Genomic DNA, 17102 nt, shown 5'->3' with positions numbered 1-17102 from the left:
GGAGTCGTGTCGTCAGCCTTCAGATGGCAGACGGCATAGAGAACGTCGTCGTGATCGGGCTGGTCAGTGCATCGCAGCCTTGCCGCTTCTGCACCCTCGCGTTGGTAGATTACGGCGTTATCGACACTCGCCACCCATACCGGACTATTTCCATCAAAACCAGCAAGCCACGCATGTTGCTCGTCTGACCGTGTGCGAGCGAGAACCCATTGTGCGTCATTCATGGTGCTCATCCTTCGGGGGGGGCGGCCGAACAGGCGAGACCGAAAGCTGCCATCGGTTTATCGTTCTTCGCGCCGCGTTGGAAAGACCTGGCGACATACCGTCATTCGTTCAGCGCCGAACGGACGCGCAGCCGCAGCACGCTATAGATTTGCCTGCTCGTCGACTGGCAGCTCTGCGTCCGGACCATAATAGAGCTTGGCGCAGTCGTCGCGAAGGCAGCCTCCCTCAATGACGATATCGTCGCGGTAGGCGTCGCCGATGAACGTCAGCGTGTCGACGTGCTGTGCTTCGAAATACATCTCGTGGACATCATCGCGGCCCGCCCCGTAAACAACGCGCCCGACCTTCGACCAGATCGACGCCATCGTGCACATGCCGCAGGGCTGCAGCGTGGAGTAGAGCGTCGCACCGCGCAGCTCCAATTCCCCGGTGCTTTCACACGCCCGTCTGATCGCCATCATCTCGGCATGCGCGGTTGCGTCCGGCAATTCCTTGGTCTGATTGCGCTCGCCCGCGATAACCTTGCCATCGAGTACGATCACGCACCCCAGCGGTGAGGTCGAGGGGTCGGAACCCTTCGATCGGGCGATTGCGATCGCTTCGTGCATCCAGCGTTCGTCCTCTTGCGTCATCGTCTTGGCTCCCTGTCACCGTCTTACAACACGCAGCGGACACAATGGATCGTTCGGCGCGGTCATTTTCGAATGCCAAGGATAGCCGAATGCTACCGTTCCTTGCTGCGTGTTGGGAAGACAGGCCCCCGGACGGTCATTTTGGCAGGGTCGTAGGGTTTCTGCAGGCCAACGATATCGTCGTAGGTTCCACGCAGCCAGGTATCGATGTCGGCAGGGTCCAGGATCGTGATCAGGGACGGAACCGGCTGTGCCGCACAGTCGCTGCTCACGTATCATAAACTGGTCATGGATCAGGCGCGCCGTATCCTGGCGTCGCCATAGAAACCGTCGAAGCAGCCTCCCATCTAACGGCTCATGACCAATAGCATTCTTCATCTCGGGCTGATGGAAGACACAGAGATCGAGCTTGATCTGGCCGCCCTGGAACTCGCAGCGCTCGATCACCCCGGTGTCGATCTCGATGAATATATCGACGAGCTGACCGACATAGAAATAGCCCTGCGCGCTGCTGACGGCGACGCAGTGAGCAGCGCTGCTCAGGCTCAAGCCCTGAGCAGCGTGATGGGCGAAGAGTTTGGGTTCTCTGGCGACCGGGTGCACTACGACGATCCGCAGAATGCGGATTTGATCGCCGTCGTCGATCGACGGCTCGGCCTGCCGATCAGTCTCTCGATCCTCTATGTGGCGATGGCACGACGTCTCGGATGGTCGGCGATGCCGCTCAATACCCCCGGCCACGTCCTGGTGCGCCTTGGCGACGCGTCGGATGCGCTGATCATCGATCCCTTCAACGATGGTCGCATCGTCGCCCCTGAACAGGTGGAAGCCTTGTTGGAGCAGATGACGGGCCAGGCCCGGTTTTCCGACGGGATGCTTCCCCTGTCGAACCGGTCGGCGCTCGTCCGCCTGCTGCTCAACCAGGCGACCCGTGCCGAGCAGGCCGGGGATCCCGCACGCGCGCTGGTCCTGTACGACCGCATGACGATCGTGGCGCCCACGCACGCCCATGGTTGGTGGGAGCGAGCCAGACTTCAGCTGGTCGCAGGCGATGTGGCCGGCGCCCGCAGCAGCCTCAGCGCGATGCTGGAAATTACCCGGGATGACGATCTGCGCCTGCAGGTATCCGCAGCGCTCGATGCCCTTCCCCGGCCAACGCTGTCTTGAACGTTGCGGTGGATTGGCTCGCCGTGACGCCTTATTCCAAGCGCATCCACCGTCGCTCATGCCACGCCCGGGACTGAACAATGTCTCCGAACCGCCAGAACCGGGTTTCCCGCGTGTGGGGACCTGCACGAACGAGCGTCCAGCATTCACCCGTCGGCAGCTCAACGATGCGGTGAATGTGCGCGGCATCGACATGGTAGGTCTCACCGGGAAGCCGATGAACGAGCTCGCTGTGCCAACCGCCGCTCGCATCCAGATGGAACACTTCTTCGACATACCCGCCATCGAGGATCTCGGTGTCAAAACTCCAGGGGTGGTCATGCGGCGTCGCATGTGGCTCTTCCATCTTGAACCGGTGCAACGCGCGTCGGTCATCGAGATGATATTTGGTGAACGCCCGCGACATGCGCTCGACGCTGACGATCCGCGTGCCTTCGGGAACGCGAGCAATGGCTGCTCGCGGTAGTCGCATACTCACGGTTCAGACACCTCTTCATAACAGCCGGCGCGGCGCAGCTGGCGGACGATCCCGTTGAACGCCGCGGTCACGCCCTGTGCCCTGCCGATCTCGTTCTCTTGGGCTGCCGCATCCCAGTAGAGTTCGAGTGGCCAGCGTTCCGGGCAGTGCGGCAGCAGGCAGCGCAGCGCCAACCGGATTTCGACGACGTCGACACGCGCGTCCGAGCAGCGCGCGACACCGCCGCGCAAGATATGCACCGACAGCGCGATGACAACGCGTTGATGACGGACGAGCTTGGCCATCAATGGAAGTCGTGAGATTTGAACTTCATGACAGCTTCCGGATCCATGCCGTCCGCATGGGGCGGCCAGTAAGAGTCGCGAGGGGCAGGGCTCCAGCCCTTGTCCCCGCGGTCGGGGGAGCCGGCATGCTTCGCACCGTCACCGCGGCCGGTCCGGTGCGGGAACGACATCTCGCCGACCCGGTGCAGCAGATCGCCATGGTCGATGATCCGGTCGCAGATGACGTGGATAACCTCGCCCTCCTTCTGCACCCTGCCCTTCATGCCGATCATCGACGCGGACATGACGGTGCGGCGCTGGCGCTCGAACCGATCGGGCCACAGGATGCCGTTGGCGATCCCGGTCTCGTCTTCGATCGTGATGAACAGAACGCCTTTGGCAGACCCCGGCTTCTGGCGAACGAGAATGATGCCGGCGACCTCGACATGGCGTCCATCGCGGATGGTGGCCAGGTCCGCGCATTTGGTTACGCCACGCCTGGCCAGCTCATCGCGGACGAAGGTCAGCGGATGCGCGCGCAGCGAGAGTTGCAGCGCGCGGTAGTCCTCAATCACCTCACGACCATCGGTCAGTGGGCGCAGTTCGACATCAGGCTCGATCCCTTCCGTGCTGACGGCCTGGTCCGCGCGATCGGCCGCGGCGAACAGTGGCAGCGGCGCTTCGCCGAGCCCCCTCACCTTCCACAAGCCCTGCCGACGATCGGCACCAAAGCTATGAAAGGCATCGCCGTCCGCGAGCTTCTCGATCACGGCGCGCTGCACGCCCGATCGTCGCCACACGTCCTCCACGCTTTCGAACGCGATCAGCTCGCGCGCACCGACGATCTTGGCGCCGTCCGCGTTGGACAGGCCGCGGATCTGCCGGAGTCCCAATCGTACGGCGAGGTACCGCCCGCCATACGGCTCCAGCGTGCAGTCCCAACGGCTTGCGTTCACGCAAGGGGGGCGAACCACAACGCCGTGCTCGCGTGCATCGCGCACGATCTGGGCGGGCGCGTAGAAGCCCATCGGCTGCGCGTTCATAAGGCTCGCGCAGAACACGTCCGGGTGATGATGCTTCACCCACGACGAGGCGTAGGAGATCTTGGCGAACGAGGCGGCATGGCTTTCGGGGAAGCCGTAGGACCCGAAGCCTTCAAGCTGGCGGAAGGTGCGCTCGGCAAACTCACGTGGATAGCCGCGCTCGACCATGCCCCCGATCAGCTTTTCGCTGAAGTGCGACACGCCGCCTGTGAATTTGAACGTCGCCATGGCGCGGCGCAGCTGATCGGCTTCGGCCGGCGTGAACCCCGCGCCGACGATCGCGACCTTCATCGCCTGCTCCTGGAACAGCGGCACGCCAAGCGTCTTTTCCAGCACCGCGCGCAGCTCGGGTCGTGGATATTCCGGTTTCTCCAGCCCTTCGCGCCGGCGCAGATACGGGTGGACCATGTCGCCCTGGATCGGTCCCGGTCGTACGATCGCGACCTGAATGACGAGGTCGTAGAAGCGCCGTGGCTTCATGCGCGGGAGCATGCTCATCTGCGCGCGGCTTTCGATCTGGAAGGTGCCGAGCGTATCGGCCTTCGAGATCATCGCATAGACGTCGGGATCGTCGTCCTGCAGATCGGCCAAACCGACCCGCAGCCCCTTGTCCGCCTCGAGCATGTTGAAGGCGCGGTTCATGCAGCCGAGCATGCCGAGACCCAGCACGTCGACCTTCATGAACTTCAGCGCATCGATGTCGTCCTTGTCCCATTCGATGATCTGGCGATCTTCCATCGCGGCGGGCTCGATCGGGACCAGATCGTCGAGACGGTCCTGGGTGAGGACGAAGCCACCTGGATGCTGGCTCATATGGCGCGGTACGCCGATCAGCTTGCGGGCCAGCTCGAGCGTCAGGCGCAGGCGACGATCGCCGATGTCGAGGTTCAGCTCGTTGACCTGCTTTTCGCCGACGCCTTCGGCCGACCAGCCCCACACCTGGCCAGCTAATGACGAAGTCAGATCCTCGGGCAGGCCAAGCGCCTTGCCGACGTCGCGCACGGCGCCGCGGGCGCGGTAGCGTGTAACGACCGCGGTCAACGCCGAGTGGTTGCGGCCATAGGTCTCATAGATCCACTGGATGATCTCTTCGCGGCGTTCATGCTCGAAGTCGACGTCGATATCGGGGGGCTCGCGGCGCTCGCCCGATACGAACCGTTCGAACAACAGCTCGTGCTTGATTGGGTCGATCGAGGTGACGCCGAGCACGAAGCAGACGCAGCTGTTGGCGGCCGAGCCACGGCCCTGGCACAGGATCCCGCGCCGGCGGGCTTCGCGGACGATCGCGTAAACCGTCAGGAAATACGGCGCATAGCCAAGCTCGCCGATGAGCTTCATCTCATGGGCGATCTGCTCGGTATAGGCAGCTGGCACCGCGCCGTTGAACATCGTGTCGACGGCGTCTTCCGCGAGCTTCTGCAGCGCCTCTTGCGCGGTCAGCCCGTCGATTAGCCGCTCATGCGGATACTGATAGGCCAGCTCGCCCAGATCGAAGGTGCACAGACGCGCGATGTCGACGCTCGCGCGTAGCGCATCGGGATACGCCTTGAACCGCCGGACCATCTCGTCGGGGGATTTGAGCGCACGGTCGGCATTAACCTCGCGCCGGTAGCCGAGCTCGTCGACGGTGCATTTCTCGCGCACGGCCGTCACCACGTCCTGCAGCAGCCGTGCTTCGGGCGTGTGATAGAGGACATCACCCGTCACGACCGCGCGAACCCCAGCGCCGCCCGCCTGGCGCGCCAGCGCGTCGATCCGCACGGCATCGTCCGGCCGGCGCCGCTGGAACAATGCCATATACCCACGCCGGCCATAGAGTGTCTTCAGGTCGGCAAGTGCTGCCAGGTTCTCCTCGTCCGCCTCGTGCGGCAGCAGGATGGCGATCATGCCTTCCGACCAGGGTTCGAGATCATGCCAGTGGAGAAGACACCCACCCTTCCCCGCCCGCTTCTTGCCCACTGTCAGCAGCCGCGTCAGGCGCGACCAGGCGGGGCGGTTGGTCGGGTAGAGCAGCAACTGCCGACCGCAGGATAGATTGACGCGCGTGCCTGCGATCGAGCGAACGCCCGTCGCCTTCTGCGCTTCCCATGCGCGCACCACCCCTGCGACGGTGCCGATGTCGCTGACGCCGATCGAGGGATAGCCGAGCAGCGCTGCAGCCGCGAACAGCTCCTCGGGGCTCGAGGCGCCGCGTAGCAGCGAGAAGTGCGTGAGGACCTGGAGTTCGACATAGTCGGTCATGCGAACACGCCGTGCATCCACCAGCTCAGATCGCCGGTATCCTCGACGAACCCGTCGCCACGTCGGAACACCCAGTAGCGACCGCCCGTCTCGTCTTCGACGCGGTAATAGTCGCGCACCGCCCATACTTCCGCGTCGCGACGCCACCACTCGCCGTGGATCCGCTCGGGGCCGTCGCCGGCAACCACCTTGTGCGGCCGACCGCGCCACTCGAACCGTCGGGGCGGCTGATCGGGCATCAGCGCTATGACGCCCCATAGCGGTTCGGGCCTCGCCAGCAGGCGCGTCGGCCGTCGCCATTTCGGCCAGCCCGCGGGCGCCACCACCGGGTCCGCGCGCATAACGGCACGCTCGGGCACGTGACTTTCGACCGGCGCAATCCGGAACACGGCGTCAGCGCCGATGCGGCCGGCGACGACATCGACGAGACGGGCCGGATCACGCACGAGCACCTCACCGGCGAGAACCGCGCCGAGATCTACCGCGTCGAGCGGCTCGGTGTGCGGCGCCGCCAGATAGAATTGCTCAAGCCCCAAGCCGGGATCGATCCGTTCGATCCTGAGCTTCATGAGCCGCAGCAGGTGCGAAACCTCACGGGTCGGACGCGAGGTGCCGACCGCGACGACCTGTTCGGTGCCGTCGACGCGCAACCCACCAAGCCGCAACGATCGTACGCCGAGCCCTTTCGCGCGCAGCAGCTCGGCCATGTCGCCGAGGAGATCCTCCATGACCTGCGCAATCGCGTCTGCGGTGACGATCGGTTCGAGCAGCCGGCGTTCGACGATCGGCATGACCTCGTCGGTGCGCGGCGTGATGGGTTCGGCGACCGCGCCGAGTGCCTGATCGAGCCGCGTGATTGCGGCCAGCCCGAGCCGGCGTGCCAAAGGCCCGCGCGCGACCGGTAGAAGATCGGCGACGCGTTCGAAGCCGAACTTGCGGGCGGCAACGAGCGCGGTGCCTGCTAGGCGCAAGGCCGCGACCGGTAGGCCGCTAAGCGCTTCGACCGTCCGCCCTGTGGGCACGATCGCGATGTCGGCAGGCCCGAACCGGGCAATAGCGTGTGCCGCGCCCGGTGTGTCGGCAACCGCCACGCGCGCGGTGAACCCGGCACGCTGGCAAAACGCGCGCAGACGCCGGCAGAACCGTTCTTCCCCGCCATGGAGATGCGCGCAGCCGGTCAGGTCAAGCCACAGCCCGTCGGGCGGTGTGGCCGCGGCGATCGGCGACCAGCGGCGCACCGCGCGTAGCGCGAGCTGATCCAGCATCGCGGCATCCGCCTCGGTCTCGGACGGTCGGATGTCGAGATCGGACACCAGTGCGCGCGCATGGGTCGCGGCCATGCCGATAGTAATCCCCAACGCGGCTGCGCCATCGCAGGCGGCCACGACCTCTTCGCGCCGGCCAACCTTGCCGACCAGCGCAAGCGGCGCCCTGTGGAACGCAGCAACGGTCGCCGCGACCCTGTCGTGACTGTCGGCTTGCGCTGGTCCGTGAAACGGATGGTTCGCCGCCTCCGATCGTCGGCCAAGTTCACGCATGGGTGGTTTCGCATGCGCGGGCAGCGCTGCGATCTCACCTTCCACATCCTGCCTGGTTGGCATGTCGGCACGAGCCCACCGCGCACCCGGCCGCCACCCGCCGCCCCGCGGTACCGAACAGGCACCGGGATCGTCGTCGACGGGAAGCTGAAGGGCTGGCCGCTCAGGCGGCCGCGTAGCGTGCCGGTCCAGCCGTCTCAGCCGCTCGATGGCCAAGTGCGGCAGGAACAGCGAGACAACCCGTCTCATCGCAGCCCTCCAAAATCATTGAAAATGCTTCGCCGCCACGCTGTCGTGCGACCTCGACCTGCCACCGCGATCGGCCGACGCCGGCGACGCCAAGGCGCTCGGACGACGCACTGGCGATCCTCCAGCGCGTCCAGGCGGCAGACGGCTCGGCGAGCGGATCCTGGTCGCGATTACGTCTGCGTCGCAGGATGAGAACGGGAATGTCGGCGTCGGCCGCGACCAGTTGCAGGCGCCGGGTCGCCACCATCGACATCCGGCTTACCTCGGCGATCACCGCTGACGGCGTTCCATCGCGCACCGCGTCCTCGACGACGGCCAGTAACGCTGCATCGTCACGGGGTTGTGCGTGAATCAAGTCGGCAGATGATAGCCCCGCCTGCTCCAAGCCCGGCGCATAGAGATCGTTGCGACAGCTCACCCACAGCACCGGTCCGCCTGTATGCGCCGCTTCTCGCGCGGCGATGCCTGCGAGGAACAGCGTTGCTGCGGCATCGTCGACCATCGAACAGCTTTGTGCGGCGACCTCGTGCAGTGCTCCAGCGCGAAGGCCCCTGCTTGCGAGGCGATCGTCGAGCGCAGGGATACCGAACGGCATGATGCGGTGATCCACCACCGGCGTTGCGATTGTCCGCAGGTGGGCGATGGTTGTCGGCAGGGACTCGAGGGCGGTGATCATGATGTCTAGACTCTACCTGTTCCCTTTATGTTCCGTTACCAGAACCGTTTGGTCAAGCGTCAGACTCGATACTCATGTGGATAAGGTTCCGGCTACGAACGCGGCGAAGCGCGTTTGGCTATGTGTCGCGGAGGCGGGCTATCGCACCTGCGCGTATGCGAACGATTGTCGTCAGGCATGCGATCAATGTGCGGGATCCAGACCGTTTCCTCGCAGTGTCGAGCCTCGTAGATACCGCCCGTGTCATCGAGCTAGCCAGGGGAACGAGTTTGGGCCCAACCTTCCTCCAAGTGCATGAAATGCAATCCAGATTAGCCAGATTTGCAATCGCCATTGCCCGGCCTGCTGGATACCAAGGTGACGCCTTTCAGGCATCCTCTCCTAAAAACTTCCCGGGTCGCTTTTGGCGGCCCCTTTTTTTGTCTGAACGTGGTCGGCACCTCGTATCCAGCGCTCTAGACTACCGGACGTTCGCGTATAGCGAACGGCTGTCGTCGAGCATGCTGATGGGTGTCGGCGTGATCCAGTCCGCCCCCCGCATCGGATATGGGCCGTAGAACAGATCGCCGAGTGCACGTCGGTAGTGCGCGTTCATCCAACGTCGACGGCGATGCTCAGGACCATCGTAAATCATGTGGCAGCGCTGGCAGAGCGCGGCCAACTGGTGAAGCGCGCTGTCGCTGGGGTCGTGATTGAGATGCGCGCAGGCCAGCACCACCGGTGTCCATTTGCCTGAATCGAGGATGTTCTCGGTCGGTCGACGAACACGTCGGCCGTCGCCATTACGCCAATACGACTGGCCTTTATCCCACCAGCGTCCGTCGCCCATGTGGAAGACCCGTTGCCCGTGTGGGCGCCCGCAATGTTCGCAGCGTCCGCCTGCGCGCACGAAGCGGACCAGATGCGATAGCTGGGGCCAATCGATCGGATACAGGAAGACATGTTCGGGGCGGATCGGCATCGGTGCCGTCCACCAACATTATCACCGTCCGTATGTCTAGCGACGTGCTGGCACTTTGATGTTCTTGCTATGTCCTACAGGCAAACATTCGTGCATCCGACCGTCAGCTGAGTCGAAACGGATCGAATGCGATGGGCTATTCAGGAACACACTGGCCCGAAGGGCTGAACGACGAAGAGGCGCTGCAGCGTCTGCAGACGCTATGTCTGGGCGCTTGCGATGGCATCCAGGATCTGGCGGACGACACGCGCTACAAGGCGCTGCGCCGGGCGCTGCTTGGGCGGACCGACCTGCGGCCGTTGGCGCCGGCCTTTGTCGCGGCGCAGCCGAGCCTTGAGGCATTCGTACGTCATGCGCGAGAGACCAAGGATCGCACGCTGCGCCGTGAGATGGTCCGTGAGCAGTTCAAGGCGTTGTGGGACGAGGTTCGCGGACCGGATGCCGTCAGTTCGGCGACGTGGACCGGGCGCCCTTCCCTGCGCGAGCATGCCGCTGTCATTCACGCGTTAGCGCCTGTTGCTTTGGAAGCCGTTCAGCGCCTGATCGACGATGAAGAACTCGCCCGCGACAACGGTGGACCGGTCGATGCCGATCGGGCGGTAGCCTTGGAGCAGCTGAGGGCGCTGCATCGTGCGCTAGGCGATCTAATCGCGGCAGTCGATCAAGGTCGATCGCTCGAGCCCGTGTTGGAACGGCTTCGGGTCGTCCGCCAGGAGGCGAAAGTCGCGATCGGTAAGGCAACGGCCGCGCTGCCGGTGACGACCTCGGCGCTGATCGCGTTCGGCAGCGTCGTTGGTATTGTGGAGTTTTTCGTCGGCAATGTTGTTGTTGCGGTCGCTGCCGGGGGGATCGCAGGCAATACGCTCAAGGACGCGATGCTAAAGAAAGAAGTCGCTCCCAGCTGATAACCTCGGTTTCCAGCCCATTAGAAACGTCTTGGCGATCGTCAGAAGGGCGGTGGGACGTTTCGAATACACATTCATAGAAAATGTTCAGAACGTCCCGCCCCAATTTCAATACAATCCGCCCTCTCCTCTCTCCTCGGCTCCTTCCTTCTGAGCTTCCTCGAGTTCGTCTGAGCGCTGAACGTCGTGCGCCGGTTTGTCTTCTAAACTATCTTCTGGACCGTTGTCGCTATCTGGCAGTTCGTTGACGTCGGTTTCAAAACCGGGTTCTTCGTCTTGCGGGGTAATCGCCATTGTTGCTCTCCTTGATTACATCAAACGATCCAACAAACTGCTGAGTTGCAAACCGGCGGACGATACCTGGTACCTGCCGGTGATCACTTGCCAATATGCGCCCGATGATATCGGGATGGAACTGGTGGCGCGTCGTCCGTGGCCTGGATATAGCCCCGGAAATGAGCTTCTTCCCACGTGCCTTGCGCCGTCTCGTTATGGCCGTTGTCCTGCCGCTGCTGGCAGCACCGTTACCTGTCAACGGGGCGGCGCTTCAAAAAGGGAAGCCGCGCGGTTCACTACCTGCGCCGGTGAAGGCAAGCGGTGCTATCATCGCACTACCCTTGACCCCCATAGTGCCCAAGGGGCAGCGTTTGTGTTCGGCACGCGCGCCTACCGGGTTGGGATATACGATGCTGCGGCCCGGATCTGGCGCGAAGCCCACCCAAGGCGATGTCTCGCTAGTGAACTACATCGGCTACCTGGCAACGACTGGGGCAGTGTTTGATCAAGGGGTGCGGTCCCCATTGCCGGTCAACGGCGTGATCGCGGGCTTCTCTCAAGGATTGCAGATGCTAGCCAAGAATGGCGTTGCACGGTTCTGTATTCCTGCGGCGATGGCCTATGGGTCGCAAGCGTCAGGCCCGATCCCCGCCAACTCCGATCTTGTGTTTCAGGTCGAGCTCCTGGACTTTAAAACGACAGCGCAGGTCGAGAGCATGACTAGGCCGCAAGCGGCAGAAGCGCCTGCACAGAAGGATGCCGTCCCACAGCCATAGTCGGGTCGGCTGCCGCGAGAATTCCGATCCCAAGCCCCTTGACCGAGATGGCTGATAACCCTGCCACTCCTCCGTTGATCCTGCTATCGATTATGGATGCTCAAATCACGGATCAAGCGGCGTGCTGCCGTAGGTGACCGCGCTGTCGATCGTCTCGCTGAGATCGAAGCCGCGGTTGCTGCACTTAAGGACGAGGACCTCCTCGATCTGGCAGATATATTCTCGGGCGAGACGGTAACGACGTTGAAGGAAATGGCGTCTGCCGAAATGGCGAAACGGAACATCAGCTTGTGACCGCACGTAACCAGACGGAGTCGGCGATCTATCGGGTAAAGCTTACGCCCTTGCCTATGGTTATCGACGCAGACGACCAGCCGGTGCCAAATTCACATGTGGTCGAAATCAATTTCCCTGGCGATGCCATCGAAACGGCACTCGGCAAGGTAAACACTATTGTTGGTCCGGGGTTAGCCAAGATCATAGTCAACGATACGACCTTCCGGGGCGTGGCCCTATGCTAATTGTCGAGGACCGCTATGAAGCGGCTTGATAACAAGGGAGCGTAGCGATGAATTTGGGGAGCCTCCCACAGTGGGCTTAGGCCTTTGCAAACTTAGGTGTGTTTGTAATAGCGCTTACGCTGCTGCGCGGCGCACACGTTCGTGCTCGGAAAGCGGAGTTCAGTCTGGCAACGGCCGACGGCCAGCGGCGCCGTTCCATTACAAACCATTTCCTAGAAATTCTGGATTATGCTGGTGACGCGACAGCCGAAGCGCTGATCGCGTTTAGCATCGAGCAAGCCGATCATATTTATTACAAACACTATGCGCTTTTCCAAGCGGCATTATGCGCGTCAGGGGGTCGTATCGAACGACTACAGTCGTTATCGGATCTACCGATGGATATTTACTGTCTCTGCGATAGATTTGGCACGATCATTGTCTCGCCTCGACTAGGCGCCGCGCTTGACGAAACTGCCATCGAAGCCATGAACGACCTTCAACGTCATTTAAACGCTATACGAGAAGACGTCGTACTCACCGGTTGAACGCCAAAATATCTCAAGGAGAGGGATCTGCAGTGGTATCGTGGAAAGCGCGATATGCTCATCGCTCTCCCGCACTGTCCACAGGGCGGAGGCACTCATAAAAAACCCTCGCCGGCATGTTCGCGGAAGCGCTCATGATCGCGCACATACTCTGCCACCATGTCGATCGAGGCATGCCGGCTACCCGCGATCAATTGGCGATTGAGGTGCCTGAGGCTGTTCGGCGCGATCTCGGCCTGTCCGGCGATAGATCTTGGATCATTATCACTGAGTGGAACCGGTTCGCGTGGCCGGGCTACGACATTCGGCCCATCGCTGGTCGGGAGCCGGCGGTGAGCTATGGCTATTTGCCTGCCAGTTTCTTTCGGCGCGTCCGCGATGCGATTGTAGCCGCGGGTATTGGCCGCCCTGTAGATCGCGACTAACGGGGCGGGCAGTCGCCAACTAAAATGTACGTCACTGTTTGAATTCGTGCTATCGGCGACACTTCCGCCGATAGCTGCGAATATCGATCAGGACCTGTAAACTGACGTTCAGATACCCCGACTGCGCTACCTAACTACAGCTTGCAGGCGCGGTAAGCCAAACAGGCCTCTGGCAGGTCATACACTTCGTAACCGCTCATCCAAAAATCTTGAACGACGAGTGGTCAATCAATTCGAATGAAATCTCGCAACGCAAATTGATCATCGCGACCGAGAATACAGGCTTTTGAGAATATGCGGGGCTGCCCCGAAGGACAGCCCCTAACAGGTGCGTTGCAAGAGCTTGCACCATGCTCTGCCGACCAAGATGGGCGCGATGCGCTCTTCAGTCAAGGGCTCGTTCGCCGCGTCTTAAAAACGCGCCAAACTGGGCCTCATAATCGCGCAACAGCCGCTTCCCCCGCGTCCTAGCAATCAAGTAGACGCCGATCGTCCAGTACAGGACCGTAACCGACGCTAAAGCAGGTGAAAGCCCGAGGAGGGCGATGCTGGGCAGGATCCAGGGCCGTGCTAAGACTGGTAGGTTGAGGGCGGGATGCTGAGCGAAAAAGCGCTGTCGCGTGACTTGGTCTAGCTGCAGATCGGTTCCCATCACCGACGAGTAGATGGCAGACATTAAGGTAGGATCGGCAAAGTAGGTCGTGTGTGATTTGAGCGGCGCTGGAGCTGATGCTGGCAGCACCTCGACATTCACGATCGCATTGCGCCGTTCCGACATGCGCTTCCGCAAAGCCTGCATTGAGGAACTGATCGGGTCAAAGCGTGACCACGCATTGTAAATCTTCGTCGTTCCCGCTGCGCCGTTTAACCAGAATGGCGGCAACGAAATGGAAAGTCGTTTTTCTTCTGCGATGCGGTTGTAGCGATGAGAGAAAGTTTGATCTGCCTGAAAGAAGAAGAAAATCAAATCGATTGGCGAGCCGACGGTGAAAACGGAGCTTATTTTCTGGAGCGTCGTCTTCAGGCCCTGCCGTGCCAGCGCTTTCTGCCTTACTCCTTCACGCAGCAGGGCTTCGGTTGCAATGCAGGAACCGAGGCTGTGCGCAACGATGGTAATGCTGTCGCATTGAGGATGTCCGGCCACTTTCCGGATCAGCTTTTGCGAATACTGAATGACCCTCTCACGGCTTGCGAACTGAGCATTGCGCTCCGACTCCAGCGTCCACGATATCACGTCATAGAGATAGGTCCGCGTGACTCGGTAACCTGCCGCTAGAGCAAGGACGGTTAATCCGGCTGCCGAGGTTAAGTGAGCTGCGAATGAACTCGCCTCGATTGTCGGAATAAAGTGGTGCAACAGCCGTGCCGCTGGTGCCGTGAAGAGGGCAGTGAGGATCACGGCGGCAAGCACCAGACCCAAAAGGGTAGCCAATTTCAACAGGTGCCGCCACGCGAGTCCACGAGCGCTTCTTCTCCAAGCTTCAAGAGCCGGTAGAAGTCGCCCTGCTTCCTTTGCATCGCTCTTCCGCGCTACGAACCGAGAGAAATCGGTGTAGCTTCCCTTCGGATAGCGGCTGCGATTCTCCCAGTTCTCGAAGTCTCGGTAGTAACGCTCAAGCTTTGTCAGATACCCGGGCTTTGAGAAGCTTTCAGCAAGCTTGAATAAGGCCAACAGCCTGAGCGCTGGGAACGACCGCCAGGGTGAAAGCAGGAAACGGATGGGCGACCAGAGCCGGCCAGCCAGCCAAGTCAACGTCGTAGCGACGGTGAAGCTGGAGCGAGCCTCTGGAACCCAGTAGGCTTCGTAGACCCGCACGACACGGGCTACGCGAGTCACATCGTCTCGCACGATCACGCGTTTGAACTCGACAAAGTTCGTCACGTCGTCGTCTTCAGGGAACAGCTCGGCCTCGTACTTGAAGCTGCGGGGCCTGCCAGCTTCACTCATGTCCTGCCGTTGGCCATAGAGGTCGAAATGATCGAGGAAGTTGCCTAGAGAAACGTGCCTTTGAGGATCGCCTACTCCGTGAAAGTAGATAAGGGCAGAGTGGGTCTTTGGCATTTGCCTCCTTTCGGATGGCTCGTCACGTCAGGTGCAGACTGAAGCTGCTTAAAGGTCATTCGACAATTACGGCAAGCCTAACCACGCACAATTCGTACTTTCGCCGACACTCGCGTCGGACACCTTTCCGCGGTCTGGATGATCCAGTTCCGGAAATTCGGCCCTGTTTTTAGCATGCTCCAAGGCAGTCGTTCATTCAGATCGGCCGTTAGCCGGCTGCAGAAGACCAAGCGTCACCCTACGGCCATGACATCTAAGGATCAAAAGTCGTCATGGTAGTTGGTTCGTTCTCTAAGGCTTAGGCGAAACGCGGCCGGCTCGCCGCGAAGACTGGGTAATGGCTATTGCCGCAGGCTGACACCGGTGGGCAGCGCCCGCGCCGACACGCTGAGACGCACAGCCCCGGTATCCTCGAGCCCGACATGGCAGGCTTGGAAGCTGTTGCATCCGGCAATACACCGTACCCCGGAACCTATACATGGTACCAGCCTGACGCGGGGGAGCCGCATTGACACGGCAAGCGGGAGATGAGGATGGCGGCAGGTCCCGCAAAGTTCAATAACAGGCGCTACGATCTGTCGGATCGCCTGATCCACTTCTTTCGAGACGTCGACCTCACCTCGGACTCGAGTCCGGACGTCCCGGAGGACTGGGGCTACGCCAGCATCGTGGAGGACTGGGAGGTGTCAGCCCACTTCCTGCTGCGTCATGCCATTCGTCAGGGACGGCTATGGGCGACATGGTCCGTCAGGAACGGCCGTCCGACAATTTACGGATCAAGGCCCGCCGTCTGCTTCACGGACATGCCGATACCGGCCTTCGTGGAGGCCGGCCGAGACAGGGCGGCCAAGAGAGAGGCGATCGCTCCGTGCGCCCTCGTCCTGCCCAAGCGCCGGATGTGGGAAGCAGGCGCCCGCCCGGCGATCTACGGCCTGGATGCCAGCGCTGGAGCGCACATGCGTTCGAACGGCTGGAACATGTCGTTCTCCAAGGAGGACCTCCCCTCGAGAGAACAGTACCGTTATGTCACCTTCGACCCTGGCCGCGTGGACTGGATGCACGAGCGCGAGTGGCGATGGCCGCTCAGCGGAACGCCTTGGTCCGATCCAGACAGCCTTCCACCCACCCATTCCGATGCCATCCCTGGCCTCGCTCTCGATGATCCGCACCTGAGCGGAATTGGCGTGATCGTCGGGACGGAAGCGGAGGCACAAAGCGTGATCCACGACATCCTGACGAAGGTCGATCGCGGAGACATCCTGCAGACGCATTACCAGTTCATCATGGCGCACGAGGCGTTGTCGGATTGGACCTCGCTCCGGAGCTACGACGCGATGGAGGACGCCATCCTCGCCAACCTGATCGATCTCAGCGACTACCATCGCATCGCCGAAGCCGATGCGGCCCGGATCGTGGCGGACATCGACCGGGTCGCGGCCCAGGTGGAGGCCGGTGCGACCGACTTCCATGCCGGTTTTCCGGCTGAACCGGGAGGCTGCTGGCTCTGGATCACGGGCAATCAATCGCCCTTGACGCGGGCCCTGGTTAAGGCCGGACGCGCCCGGGTCAACCTGGAGGGACGCTACCTAGTCACGCTCCCTCAGATCGACCCGACCCGGCACTTGCAGCAGCGCCAGGAGATGGTGGCGCTGGTCGCCGCTGAGATCGATAGGTCGCACGGCGGCCATCGCTCCACCTACTACTCAGTTACCGGAAGCTGGAAGCCCGACGGAATTTGCGCCTTCCACGGCGACATTCCGGATGACCCCTTTTTTAACAACTACGGATCCTACTCGTTCACAGCCGGCTTCTAACCGCCCGTGCCCGCCAAGTACCCCATGATCATCTACGTCCATGAGCCAGCCTATGCGGCGTCAGCTAGTCCACTACTTGACGCATCGCGTGAATACTCACGCTCGCTACATCCGTGGCCGTAACCACGATTTGTCTCATGCTGACTATGACACGTCGCGTTGGATCGTCGCAGGGTGGGTTGGGTTTCCCGCTCACTCATCATAAGGTCGATATCGGTAAGTTACGGAAGGAAGGTACGGTGGCGGAACGGAGGAGCGAGACAGCGGCGTTTGAAGTCGCCTATCTGCGTGCTTATCTGCGCATCGGTGACCCAGGCCTATAC

At 61.8% G+C, this 17102-nt stretch carries 17 protein-coding genes; 8 read left to right on the top strand and 9 right to left on the bottom strand.

From position 1 onward, the window contains the following. Positions 1-365: 365 nt before the first annotated feature. A complete protein-coding gene (locus FSB78_RS02580; protein WP_055879861.1) occupies positions 366-857 on the bottom strand; it encodes a nucleoside deaminase in 492 nt (163 codons plus the stop codon). Between the two features lie 357 nt (positions 858-1214). Here FSB78_RS02580 and FSB78_RS02570 point away from each other — a divergent pair, with 357 nt between their 5' ends. Next, positions 1215-2024 carry a SirB1 family protein gene (locus FSB78_RS02570; RefSeq protein WP_147079684.1) on the top strand — a complete coding sequence of 270 codons (810 nt, stop codon included), beginning with the start codon at positions 1215-1217 and terminating at the stop codon, positions 2022-2024. A 31-nt stretch (positions 2025-2055) separates the two neighbouring features. Here the strand turns inward: FSB78_RS02570 and FSB78_RS02565 are convergent, their stop codons facing one another. The 6 genes from FSB78_RS02565 to FSB78_RS02540 form a co-directional block, all read right to left on the bottom strand. Beyond that, positions 2056-2502, bottom strand: a complete 447-nt coding sequence (locus FSB78_RS02565) for a hypothetical protein (RefSeq protein ID WP_147079682.1) — start codon at positions 2500-2502, stop codon at positions 2056-2058. Continuing rightward, positions 2499-2786, bottom strand: a complete 288-nt coding sequence (locus FSB78_RS02560) for a hypothetical protein (RefSeq protein ID WP_056015342.1) — start codon at positions 2784-2786, stop codon at positions 2499-2501. The genes FSB78_RS02565 and FSB78_RS02560 overlap by 4 nt, the downstream gene beginning before the upstream one ends. Next, a complete protein-coding gene (locus FSB78_RS02555) occupies positions 2786-6049 on the bottom strand; it encodes an error-prone DNA polymerase (protein ID WP_147079680.1) in 3264 nt (1087 codons plus the stop codon). Before FSB78_RS02555 ends, FSB78_RS02560 begins: the two co-directional genes overlap by 1 nt. After that, entirely contained in the window at positions 6046-7587 is a 1542-nt protein-coding gene (locus FSB78_RS02550) for a Y-family DNA polymerase (RefSeq protein ID WP_147079678.1), read from the bottom strand. The genes FSB78_RS02555 and FSB78_RS02550 overlap by 4 nt, the downstream gene beginning before the upstream one ends. Positions 7588-7750: 163 nt before the next feature. Continuing rightward, a complete protein-coding gene (locus tag FSB78_RS02545; protein ID WP_242007945.1) occupies positions 7751-8512 on the bottom strand; it encodes an ImuA family protein in 762 nt (253 codons plus the stop codon). Positions 8513-8972: 460 nt separating this feature from the next. Next, positions 8973-9473, bottom strand: coding sequence for a hypothetical protein (locus FSB78_RS02540; protein ID WP_242007944.1), 501 nt, complete (start codon positions 9471-9473; stop codon positions 8973-8975). A gap of 131 nt (positions 9474-9604) precedes the next feature. Between FSB78_RS02540 and FSB78_RS02535 the strand changes: the two genes are divergently transcribed. Beyond that, positions 9605-10378, top strand: a complete 774-nt coding sequence (locus FSB78_RS02535; protein WP_147079676.1) for a hypothetical protein — start codon at positions 9605-9607, stop codon at positions 10376-10378. Between the two features lie 108 nt (positions 10379-10486). Here the strand turns inward: FSB78_RS02535 and FSB78_RS02530 are convergent, their stop codons facing one another. Continuing rightward, positions 10487-10672, bottom strand: coding sequence for a hypothetical protein (locus FSB78_RS02530; protein WP_147079674.1), 186 nt, complete (start codon positions 10670-10672; stop codon positions 10487-10489). A gap of 161 nt (positions 10673-10833) precedes the next feature. On the opposite strand from FSB78_RS02530, the gene FSB78_RS02525 reads away from it, so the two are divergent. From FSB78_RS02525 to FSB78_RS19045, 5 genes are all read left to right on the top strand, one after another. Continuing rightward, a complete protein-coding gene (locus tag FSB78_RS02525) occupies positions 10834-11430 on the top strand; it encodes an FKBP-type peptidyl-prolyl cis-trans isomerase (RefSeq protein WP_158637957.1) in 597 nt (198 codons plus the stop codon). A 96-nt stretch (positions 11431-11526) separates the two neighbouring features. After that, positions 11527-11724 (top strand): hypothetical protein, encoded by a 198-nt coding sequence (locus FSB78_RS02520; protein WP_147079670.1) that lies wholly within the window; start codon positions 11527-11529, stop codon positions 11722-11724. Then, on the top strand, positions 11721-11951 hold the full coding sequence (locus tag FSB78_RS02515) for a hypothetical protein (RefSeq protein WP_139227054.1): 231 nt from the start codon (positions 11721-11723) through the stop codon (positions 11949-11951). The genes FSB78_RS02520 and FSB78_RS02515 overlap by 4 nt, the downstream gene beginning before the upstream one ends. Positions 11952-12049: 98 nt before the next feature. Then, a complete protein-coding gene (locus FSB78_RS02510) occupies positions 12050-12478 on the top strand; it encodes a hypothetical protein (RefSeq protein ID WP_147079669.1) in 429 nt (142 codons plus the stop codon). Positions 12479-12594: 116 nt separating this feature from the next. Beyond that, positions 12595-12903 carry a hypothetical protein gene (locus FSB78_RS19045; RefSeq protein ID WP_158637956.1) on the top strand — a complete coding sequence of 103 codons (309 nt, stop codon included), beginning with the start codon at positions 12595-12597 and terminating at the stop codon, positions 12901-12903. A 385-nt stretch (positions 12904-13288) separates the two neighbouring features. On the opposite strand, the gene FSB78_RS02505 is transcribed toward FSB78_RS19045, so the two are convergent. Next, positions 13289-14965, bottom strand: a complete 1677-nt coding sequence (locus FSB78_RS02505; protein ID WP_147079666.1) for a hypothetical protein — start codon at positions 14963-14965, stop codon at positions 13289-13291. Positions 14966-15498: 533 nt separating this feature from the next. Here FSB78_RS02505 and FSB78_RS02500 point away from each other — a divergent pair. Then, positions 15499-16779 (top strand): DUF4427 domain-containing protein, encoded by a 1281-nt coding sequence (locus FSB78_RS02500; protein WP_158637955.1) that lies wholly within the window; start codon positions 15499-15501, stop codon positions 16777-16779. The last annotated feature ends 323 nt before the right edge of the window (positions 16780-17102 follow it).

It is taken from the genome of Sphingomonas ginsenosidivorax (assembly GCF_007995065.1).
In the GTDB taxonomy this organism is placed as follows: domain Bacteria; phylum Pseudomonadota; class Alphaproteobacteria; order Sphingomonadales; family Sphingomonadaceae; genus Sphingomonas; species Sphingomonas ginsenosidivorax.
This window is presented reverse-complemented; position numbering and strand designations above follow the sequence as displayed.

Excerpts from the sequence above, each read along its gene's own strand:
- FSB78_RS02530 (WP_147079674.1), bottom strand. The coding sequence starts at position 10,672 with ATGGCGATTACCCCGCAAGACGAAGAACCCGGTTTTGAAACCGACGTC.
- FSB78_RS02550 (WP_147079678.1), bottom strand. The coding sequence starts at position 7,587 with ATGCGTGAACTTGGCCGACGATCGGAGGCGGCGAACCATCCGTTTCAC.
- FSB78_RS02535 (WP_147079676.1), top strand. The coding sequence starts at position 9,605 with ATGGGCTATTCAGGAACACACTGGCCCGAAGGGCTGAACGACGAAGAG.
- FSB78_RS19045 (WP_158637956.1), top strand. The coding sequence starts at position 12,595 with ATGTTCGCGGAAGCGCTCATGATCGCGCACATACTCTGCCACCATGTC.
- FSB78_RS02520 (WP_147079670.1), top strand. The coding sequence starts at position 11,527 with ATGCTCAAATCACGGATCAAGCGGCGTGCTGCCGTAGGTGACCGCGCT.
- FSB78_RS02580 (WP_055879861.1), bottom strand. The coding sequence starts at position 857 with ATGACGCAAGAGGACGAACGCTGGATGCACGAAGCGATCGCAATCGCC.
- FSB78_RS02560 (WP_056015342.1), bottom strand. The coding sequence starts at position 2,786 with ATGGCCAAGCTCGTCCGTCATCAACGCGTTGTCATCGCGCTGTCGGTG.
- FSB78_RS02525 (WP_158637957.1), top strand. The coding sequence starts at position 10,834 with ATGAGCTTCTTCCCACGTGCCTTGCGCCGTCTCGTTATGGCCGTTGTC.
- FSB78_RS02570 (WP_147079684.1), top strand. The coding sequence starts at position 1,215 with ATGACCAATAGCATTCTTCATCTCGGGCTGATGGAAGACACAGAGATC.
- FSB78_RS02500 (WP_158637955.1), top strand. The coding sequence starts at position 15,499 with ATGGCGGCAGGTCCCGCAAAGTTCAATAACAGGCGCTACGATCTGTCG.
- FSB78_RS02540 (WP_242007944.1), bottom strand. The coding sequence starts at position 9,473 with ATGCCGATCCGCCCCGAACATGTCTTCCTGTATCCGATCGATTGGCCC.
- FSB78_RS02545 (WP_242007945.1), bottom strand. The coding sequence starts at position 8,512 with ATGATCACCGCCCTCGAGTCCCTGCCGACAACCATCGCCCACCTGCGG.
- FSB78_RS02555 (WP_147079680.1), bottom strand. The coding sequence starts at position 6,049 with ATGACCGACTATGTCGAACTCCAGGTCCTCACGCACTTCTCGCTGCTA.
- FSB78_RS02505 (WP_147079666.1), bottom strand. The coding sequence starts at position 14,965 with ATGCCAAAGACCCACTCTGCCCTTATCTACTTTCACGGAGTAGGCGAT.